Source organism: Saccharopolyspora sp. NFXS83 (assembly GCF_026241095.1).
Taxonomy (GTDB): domain Bacteria; phylum Actinomycetota; class Actinomycetes; order Mycobacteriales; family Pseudonocardiaceae; genus Saccharopolyspora_C.
The window spans coordinates 51,698-59,199 of the sequence record NZ_JAPFGB010000038.1 but is presented as its reverse complement, the minus strand read 5'-3'; the positions used below and the strand labels follow the sequence as shown (position 1 = coordinate 59,199).

The 7,502-nt window shown below is 73.3% G+C and carries 7 protein-coding genes; 6 read left to right on the top strand and 1 reads right to left on the bottom strand.

Going from position 1 to position 7,502, the window contains the following annotated elements:
* Positions 1-123: 123 nt before the first annotated feature.
* Positions 124-2,148, top strand: coding sequence for a glycoside hydrolase family 84 protein (locus tag OOZ19_RS27875; RefSeq protein ID WP_266093135.1), 2,025 nt, complete (start codon positions 124-126; stop codon positions 2,146-2,148).
* A 6-nt stretch (positions 2,149-2,154) separates the two neighbouring features.
* Here OOZ19_RS27875 and OOZ19_RS30040 read toward each other — a convergent pair whose 3' ends face one another.
* Positions 2,155-2,502, bottom strand: coding sequence for a PspC domain-containing protein (locus OOZ19_RS30040; protein ID WP_323055185.1), 348 nt, complete (start codon positions 2,500-2,502; stop codon positions 2,155-2,157).
* 154 nt (positions 2,503-2,656) lie between these two features.
* Between OOZ19_RS30040 and OOZ19_RS27865 the strand changes: the two genes are divergently transcribed.
* The 5 genes from OOZ19_RS27865 to OOZ19_RS27845 all read left to right on the top strand — a co-directional run bounded on the left by OOZ19_RS27865 (position 2,657) and on the right by OOZ19_RS27845 (position 7,474).
* Positions 2,657-3,214: a suppressor of fused domain protein gene (locus OOZ19_RS27865; protein ID WP_266093134.1), complete on the top strand. Its 558-nt coding sequence runs from the start codon at positions 2,657-2,659 to the stop codon at positions 3,212-3,214.
* 273 nt (positions 3,215-3,487) lie between these two features.
* On the top strand, positions 3,488-4,366 hold the full coding sequence (locus tag OOZ19_RS27860) for an AAA family ATPase (protein ID WP_266093140.1): 879 nt from the start codon (positions 3,488-3,490) through the stop codon (positions 4,364-4,366).
* Positions 4,367-4,477: 111 nt separating this feature from the next.
* Positions 4,478-5,704: a vWA domain-containing protein gene (locus tag OOZ19_RS27855; RefSeq protein WP_266093133.1), complete on the top strand. Its 1,227-nt coding sequence runs from the start codon at positions 4,478-4,480 to the stop codon at positions 5,702-5,704.
* On the top strand, positions 5,697-6,809 hold the full coding sequence (locus OOZ19_RS27850; protein WP_266093132.1) for an XdhC family protein: 1,113 nt from the start codon (positions 5,697-5,699) through the stop codon (positions 6,807-6,809). The genes OOZ19_RS27855 and OOZ19_RS27850 overlap by 8 nt, the downstream gene beginning before the upstream one ends.
* A 125-nt stretch (positions 6,810-6,934) precedes the next feature.
* Positions 6,935-7,474: a DUF4232 domain-containing protein gene (locus OOZ19_RS27845; RefSeq protein WP_266093131.1), complete on the top strand. Its 540-nt coding sequence runs from the start codon at positions 6,935-6,937 to the stop codon at positions 7,472-7,474.
* The last annotated feature ends 28 nt before the right edge of the window (positions 7,475-7,502 follow it).

Sequence of the window (7,502 nt, the reverse complement as noted above, 5' to 3'; positions counted from 1 at the left end):
GCTGGGGGGCTGGGGTGGGGGAAAACGGTGGCGTAAGCCGGTCAGGTCACAGCTGTTCGTGTGGGGGTGTGATCTCCTGGGGGTGCTTGTCACAGGTCCGTTGGGTTGAGGAGGTTCGGGCGGATGGGTCTTCCAGGTGCGTTGCGCCGGGTCGGTGGGTCGGCGGCGATGTTGCTCAGCGCCGCTCTGATCGCCGCGGGCTGCACCGATGCGGCGGCACCGCCTCCGCAGCAGCCCCCGACCGGCGGCGAATCGGGTCCAGCGTCCTACCCGGCCGAAGGCGTGCCGGAAGTGGTGCCGCAGCCGCAGAAGGCGGAACGGCTCGGCGACGACGTGGCGGTGCGCGGCAAGGTCGAACTCGTCGTCGACCCGTTCGTGGACCAGCAGACCCGGGACCTGGCGCAACGCGTGCTGCGCGAAGCCGGTGCCGCCGAGGTCGTCGTGCGCGAGCCCGGCCCGGCCGCCGAGGACGCGACGCTGCTGGTCCGGATCGGTGACCGGATGGCTCCGGGGATCGTGAAGGGCCTGCAGGCCAACGGCTGGGGAGCTCCCGGTTCGCTGCCCGAGGAGGGCTACGTGTTCGCGGCCCGCGGCGGGCAGGACACCGTGGTGCTCGGGGCGGACGACGCGACCGGCGCCTACTACGGCGTGCAGACGCTGCGCCAGCTCGCCTCGCCCGGCCGGATCGCCGGGGTCGGCGTGGTGGACCAGCCGAACATGCCGCTGCGCGGCTCGATCGAAGGCTTCTACGGCAGCCCGTGGACGCACGCCGAGCGGATGGACCAGCTCGCGTTCTACGGCGACGTCAAGCTCAACACCTACATCTACGCGCCGAAGGACGACCCGTACCACCGGGAGCGCTGGCGCGAGCCGTACCCCGCGGACAAGCTCGACGAGGTCAAGCAGCTCATCGGCCAAGCCGGGGCGCACCACGTGAAGTTCACCTTCGCGCTCTCGCCGGGAACGTCGATCTGCTACAACGACCCGGCCGATTTCCAAGCGCTGCAGGCGAAGTTGCAGGCCGTGTACGACTCGGGGGTGCGGGACTTCTCCGTGCCGTTCGACGACATCTCCTACACCCGCTGGAACTGCGCCGAGGACCAGGAGCGCTACGGCGCTCCGGGCGAAGCCGCCGCGGGCCGCGCGCAGGCCGAGCTGCTCAGCCGGGTGCAGCGCGAATTCATCGACACCCACCCCGGCGCGCAGCCGCTGCAGACGGTGCCGACCGAGTACTCCGACTACGACGACTCGGCGTACAAGACGGCGCTGCGCGACGGGCTCGATCCGCGGGTCGTGGTGATGTGGACCGGGGACGGCGTGATCCCCGAGCAGATCACCGTCTCGGACGCGGAGAAGGCCGCGCAGGTGTGGGGCCGGAAGGTGTTCCTCTGGGACAACTACCCGGTCAACGACTTCAACAAGTCCGTGGGCCGGTTGCTGCTCGGGCCGTACGGGGAGCGCGAACCGGGGTTGAGCGAACAGCTCGTCGGCGACGTGGTGAACCCGATGAACCAGGCCGCGGCCAGCAAGGTCGTCGAGGTCGGCGCGGCGGACTTCACCTGGAACGACGACGAGTTCGACGCGCAGCGCTCGCACCGCGCGGCGGCCCGCTACCTGGCGACGGACCCGTCGGCGGCGCTGCGGCCCGCTTCGGCGGCCGACCCGGAGACCACGCGGGCGCTGCTGGTGTTCTTCGACCTCAACAGCATGTCGCCGCTGGCCAACGGCTCCCCGTGGCAGCCGCCCGCACCGGAGCTGGAGCGCCGGTTGGGGGAGTTCCGCTCCGAGTGGAACGGGGGCGATCGGGCCAAGGCCCTCGCCGGGCTGCGCGACTACGCCCAGCAGATCGCGCAGGCGCCCGAGCGGATCCGGTCCTCGGCACCGAAGGACTTCGCCGCCGACTCCGAGCCGTGGCTGCAGGCCACCGACCTGTGGGGCGACGCGCTCGGGACCGCGGTGGACGGGTTGCAGGCGCGCCAGGACGGCAACCAGGCGGTCGCCGACGAGCGGTTCGCCGCCGCCGCCGAGCTGGGCCGCCGGGCCGAGCAGGTGCAGACGGTTCCGGGGGAGACCCGGCCGCAGGGAGCCGTCCGGCTCGCCGACGGGGTGCTGGACGTCTTCGTCCGGGAGGCGCCGCAGCTGCCCTGATCGACATCAGTCCTGCGGGACGAGGACCCAGCAGGCCAGGTAGAGCAGGATCCCCGAACCGAAGCCGAGGATGGTGGCGGCGACCAGGCCCACCCGGACCAGGGTGGCGTCGACGCCCAGCAGGTCGCCCACGCCGCCGCACACCCCGGCGATCAGCCCGTCGCGCCGCCGCCGGAACCGCCGATACGCGGGTTCCGCGGCGGCGCCGGTCGTGGGGCCGGTGGCCTGGTCGTGGCCGGGGGACTCGGCGCCGGTGCCCAGCACGTGGTCCGCCGTCCCGGTGGACGTGCTCGCGGACGGGGCGTCGACGTGGGCGGTGGTCTCGTCGAAGCGGTGGTTCGTCGTCTCGGTCATGGTTCCCAGCTTGGCGGGCGGGCGGCTCGCGAACCTCCGGGACGCCCCGGGGCGAACCCCGGCCTCGCCCGCCGCGCCGGCTCAGGGGCCCCGGCTCCGCGCGGGCCCGGCGCGGGCGGCGTGGCATGATCGGCTCGACGGAAGGGGTGGCGGCATGAGCCGGTTCAGCGGGTTTCCCGCGCACGTCGAGAAGTACGTCGGCACCGTACGCGGCGCCGACAGCCGGGACACCGGGGGGCGCGAACGCGACTACCACCTCGTGTACTGCGACCACCACTCCGGCCCGTACGTGTCGCTGCTGACCAGCGGCCTGCGCGAGCACACCGCGGGCGCGCCGCTGCCGCAAGAGGTGCTGTGCACGGTGCACGCCGACCAGGAGCGGTACGGGCGGCACCTGACCTCGGTGATCGCCGAACTGCTCACCGAGTCCGGCAGCCGGGTCGGCTACGGCGCCCTGATCATGAACGATCGGGCGCTGCTGCCCGGCACGGAGGTCGCGGGCGCGCTCGCCGCGCCGCACCCCTACCTCGCCGACGAGTTCGACGTGCTGCTCGACGAGGACGGCACGCCGGTGCTGCAGCTGATCACGCTGCTGCCGATCACCCGCGCCGAATCCCAGCTGGTGGCCCGCTACGGCAGGGACGCCCTCTACGACCGCTGGGAGCAGCGGAACGTGGACCTCACCGACATCACCCGCCCGTCCGCCGCCTGACGGCCCCGGTCCCGGACGGACCGACGCCCCCGGCGTGTCGGATTTCCCGTGCTCCCGCGCGAAAGTGGAACCCGGTTCGCGCGCGAACAGCCCCGATCTCGGTCCGAAGGCGACGCCGTGGCCAGCGGGGATCGTCGTCCGCTGGGGAGCGTTCCGAGGGGCGCCGTCCTTCGATTCCTCGCGAAATCGGAGGGGGCCGCACGACGGTCGCCGTGGGGTCGGCGGGGGCTCGCTTACGCTCGCGGTGTGGGTGATGACGGTGAGGTGGTGGAGATGCGGTCTCCGAGCGAGGTTGCCGTGGCGTTGGACGATGCGGGGTACCTGCCGGACGCGGGGATCTCCACGGCCGCGTTCCTCGCCCTGAGCATGCGGCGGCCACTGCTGTGCGAAGGGGAGCCGGGGACCGGCAAGACCGCGCTCGCGCAGGCGCTGGCCACGGCGCTGGGAGTGGAGCTGATCCGGCTGCAGTGCCACGAGGGCATCGACGCGTCGCAGGCCCTGTACGACTGGGACTTCCCGCGGCAGCTGCTGCACCTGCGGACCCTGGAGGCCGCCACCGACGGCGCGCTGGACGCGGACGCCGCCGAATCCTCGCTCTACACCGAACGATTCCTGCTGGCCCGCCCGCTGCTGCGCGCGTTGCGGGAAGCGCCGTGCGTGCTGCTGGTCGACGAGATCGACCGCGCCGACGACGAGTTCGAGGCGTTCCTGCTTGAGGTGCTGTCCGAGTACGCGGTGAGCATCCCCGAGTTCGGCGAGGTGCGGGCCACCGCTCCGCCGGTGGTGGTGCTGACGTCGAACCGCACCCGCGAAGTCCACGACGCGCTCAAGCGCCGCTGCCTCTACCACTGGCTGGAGCACCCCGACCTGGAGCGCGAGGTGGGGATCCTGCGCCGCCGGCTGCCGGACCTGCGCCCGCGGCTGGCCGGGCAGGTGGCGGAGGCGGTGCAGCGGATGCGGGAACTGGAACTGGTGAAACCACCGGGAGTCGCCGAGGCGCTGGACTGGGCGCAGGCGCTGCAGGCCCTGAACAACGACACCCTCGATCCGGACTCGGCCGCCGCCACGCTCGGTGCCGTCCTGAAGTACCGCGAGGACACCGATCGAGTCCGCACCTCGGGGCTCCTGGGCGAACTGGCCGATCGGGACTGAGGGTTCTTCGCGCCGGTGGGCCGAATCGCGGGCGGGTCCTGACCTGCGCGCCCGGGGCACCGCCGCTCGCTCGCCGTCCTCCGGGCGCGTTTTTCGCGGCACAATGGGGGAATGGACACGCTCACCGGTCTGGTCGGGTTCGCCCGGTCGCTGCGGTACTCCGGCATGGCGTGCGGGCCCGACCGGGTGCAGGCGTTCCTCGCCGCGACCGAGCACACCGGCCTCGCCGAGCGTTCCGCGGTGTACTGGGCGGGCCGGTTGACCTTGTGCTCCGATCCGGAGGACCTCGCCCGCTACGACGCGGCGTTCACCTCCTGGTTCGACGCGGCACCCCCGCCCGCCGCCGACCTGCCGAGCACCCCGCGCCGGACGCGGACCGCCGCGCTCGCCTCCGGGGAGGGCGACGAGGACACCACCGACGACGACCCGATCAAGGCGGCGGCCAGCGCCGACGAGGTGCTGCGCCACCGCGACCTGGCCGACCTCGGCGCGGCCGAACGCGAACACCTGCGCCGCCTGTTCGCGCGGTTGCGCCCGGACCCGCCGAGCCGTCCCGCCGTGCGGTGGAGCCGCTCGCGGCGCGGACCCCTGGATTCCCGCGCGACGCTGCGGACCATGCTGCGCACCGGTGGCGAACCGCTGCGCCTCGCCCGGCACCGCCGGGCCCGCAGGCCGCGCCGGGTGGTGCTGCTGATCGACGTGTCCGGCTCGATGAGCCCGTACGCGGACGCGCTGCTGCGCTTCGCGCACGTGGCGACCCGCCGCGCCCCGGCGAGCACCGAGGTGTTCACGCTGGGCACCCGGATGACCCGGGTGACCCGGCAGCTGCGCCAGCGGGACCCGGAGCACGCGCTGCACGCGGCGTCGAAGGCGGTGCCGGACTTCTCCGGCGGCACCCGGCTCGGCGAGACGCTGCGGGCCTTCCTGGACCGGTGGGGGCAGCGCGGCGTCGCCAGGGGAGCGGTCGTCGTGGTGTTCTCCGACGGCTGGGAGCGCGGCGACGTGAGCCTGCTCGACGAGCAGCTGCGCAGGTTGCGGCGGCTGGCCCGCGCCGTGGTGTGGGCGAACCCGCACGCCGGGCACGAGGGGTACGCGCCGGTGCAGTCCGGGATCGTCGCGGCGCTGCCGCACCTGGACGGTCTCGTCGCCGGGCACAGCCTCGGCTCGTTGCAACGGGTGTGGTCGTGGGTGTTGCGCCTCGGCGGGAATGCGACGGGGGTCACCGGCGCTGAGATGTCCATGGCTCGGGCAGGTCCCGGAACTCGGGAAGTGCCGGAAGTTCGGGAAGTGCCGGGAACCCGGGGAGAACCGGGGACAGCGGAGGTGGCTCGTGCGTGACGTGCTCGATGAGGTGGCCAAGCGGTGGGAGTCCGGTGAGGCGGTCGGTCTCGGCACCGTGGTGGCCACCTTCCGGTCCGCGCCGCGTCCGCCGGGCGCATCGATGCTGGTGACCCAGGCGGGGGAGGCCGTGGGCAGCGTCTCCGGCGGCTGCGTGGAAGGTGCGGTGTACGAACGCGCCACCGCGGCGCTCGACGGGGAGCCCGCCGCGTTGCAGCGCTACGGCGTCAGCGACGACGACGCGTTCGCCGTGGGGCTGACCTGCGGCGGCATCCTGGACGTGTTCGTGGAGCGGGTGGATCGCGACTCGTTCCCCGATTTCGACGCGGTGACCGAATCGGTGCGCGCGGAGGAACCGGTGGCGGTGGCGACCGTCGTCGACCACCCCGACGCCGCCCGCATCGGGGCGCACCTGCTGGTGTGGAACGAACGCACCCGAGGCGGCCTCGGGGAGCGGCGCGTCGACGACGCGGTGGCCGACGACGCGCGGGGCATGCTCGCCAGCGGGCGCAGCGGCGTCCTGGAGTACGGGCCGGAGGGGCAGCGGCGCGGCGAGGGCATGCGGGTGTTCGTGAACTCCTTCGAGCCGCCGCCGCGGATGCTGGTGTTCGGCGCGATCGACTTCGCCGCCGCGATGGCGCGCATCGGCTCGTTCCTCGGCTACCGGGTGACGGTGTGCGACGCGCGGCCGGTGTTCGCCACCCGCAGCAGGTTCCCCGGCGTGGACGACGTGGTCGTGGACTGGCCGCACCGGTACCTCGCCGCGGAGGCCGAGGCCGGTCGGCTGGACGCGCGGACGGCGGTGATGGTCCTGACGCACGACCCGAAGTTCGACGTGCCCGTGCTGGAACTCGCGCTGCGGCAGCGGATCGGCTACGTCGGGGCGATGGGATCGAGGCGGACCCACGACGACCGGATGCGGCGGCTGCGCGAGAACGGCGTGTCCGAAGCCGACCTGGCCCGGCTGTCCTCGCCGATCGGCCTGGACCTGGGGGCCCGCACCCCCGAGGAGACCGCGGTCTCGATCGCCGCTGAGCTGATCGCACTGCGCTGGGGTGGCCAAGGCGCCCGCCTCGCCGAGACCGAAGGCCCGATCCACCGCTGACCACCGGCGGCGAGCTCAGGGCCAGCGGTCCCGCGCTCCGTACCGGCGTTCGGACAACCGGAGCGGATCCGGTGCGTCTCAAGGAGAGGAGTGCACGCGAAGGAATTCCGAGAAGGGGCGAACGAATGCTGAAGCGGAGCTTCACCACCGCGGCCATCGCACTGTGCGCCGGGGCGCTGCTGACCACCGGAGTCGGCCAGGCCGCCGCGACCGGGCCGGGGAACCCCGCGCCGCGGGACGTCTCCGCGTCGAACTGCTCGGGGGAGGACTTCGCGGTCACCTTGCGCGCCCAGACCGAACCCGGTTCGTTCCTGCTGGAACTGCGCAACACCTCCGACCAGTCCTGCCTGCTCGGCGGCTGGGTGCACCTGACGCCCGTGACCGCGAAGGGCACGCCGATCGAGGTGCCGACCGACTACGTCGAGATCCCCACCCCGCCGGTGGGCGACCAGCGGCTCGAACCCGGCGCGACCGCCTACTCCGGAGTGCGGGCCGAGTACGGCGACACCGACTTCACCGCCGTCGGCTTCGACGCGACCCCGGCGGACATGACCGGGAAGTCCCCCACCGCGGTCGAAGGAGCCGGCGAGCCCTACCCGCGCCTCCAGATCAAGGACCTCCGGGTGGGAACCCTCCAGCCGACCCCTGAGAACGTTCTCTCCTGACGGGTTCTCCGGGGCCGTCGGATCAACG